Source organism: Cellulophaga sp. F20128 (genome assembly GCF_023015805.1).
Classification (GTDB): Bacteria; Bacteroidota; Bacteroidia; order Flavobacteriales; family Flavobacteriaceae; genus Cellulophaga.
Window position 1 is genome coordinate 1 of sequence record NZ_JALKBA010000089.1, and the last position, 418, is coordinate 418.

A 418-nucleotide genomic window follows, 5' to 3' on the forward strand; every position below is an offset into this window, starting at 1 on the left:
TTTCAATAAAACGAACTTCTGAATTACTATAAATAGGCTTACCATCCGCAATCAATTCTACTCCAATTATCCGTACCCGAGACTCCCCTTCTGTATACATAAATTTGATTTCTTTAATCCTTTGCAAATACTCCCTTTTTATGGGCCATTCGAAAGAATTATCCTTAGAGGTCCAATTACCCACAAGGATGTCATCGGAGTTTACGATAACAGGAATAGGTTTTGCCATTGCTTCTTTTACCAACGTTCTAGCCGATTTTAAAGGGTTTGCGAAAGGGGCTATTGCACTCACACCTTTCGATTTCACCCAGGTATCTTCAAATGTTCTATTGTCATAGGGTTTATTTAAGCGTAAACTTTCTAATTTACCTGCCATTCTTTCCCGATAATAATCACGGATTAATCCACCCCACATTCG

1 protein-coding gene is annotated in these 418 nt (G+C 38.0%); it reads right to left on the reverse strand.

The window, feature by feature from the left end:
• On the reverse strand, nucleotides 1–376 hold a 376-nt coding region (locus tag MWU65_RS17590; RefSeq protein WP_247079974.1), incomplete at its 3' end, for a hypothetical protein.
• Nucleotides 377–418: the final 42 nt, after the last annotated feature.